Source organism: Pseudomonas sp. AC083 (assembly GCF_979253165.1).
On sequence record NZ_CEEDDH010000128.1, the window covers coordinates 1 to 273 of the forward strand.

The 273-nt window shown below is 42.9% G+C and carries 1 protein-coding gene; it reads right to left on the reverse strand.

Annotation, left to right across the window (positions count from 1 at the left end; all coding sequences use genetic code 11):
- Positions 1-273 (reverse strand): condensation domain-containing protein (locus AC0IXA_RS27460; protein WP_471814906.1); only part of this gene is annotated, 273 nt, incomplete at both ends.

Here is a 273-nt window from a genome sequence, read left to right on the forward strand (position 1 = left end):
ATGCTGACCAATCATGCACCCTTTGGACAATGTCTTCCCCATTCATATGAAAACTCGTTCTTAAGATTTCATGCGTTTGGATTAACTGATTAAATGCTGATTTGAGACGCTCATATTCGAGTGTTCCTTCAAGCGTTAAGACGTTTGGAATATGATAATTCGTGCTGTCAGGTTCAAGTGTCTGCAAAATGTATAAACGGCGCTGAGCTGGTGATACCGGATATTCGCCCGCCTGCTCTGCTGGTAAAATAGGATGTCCAGCATCTTCTTGAC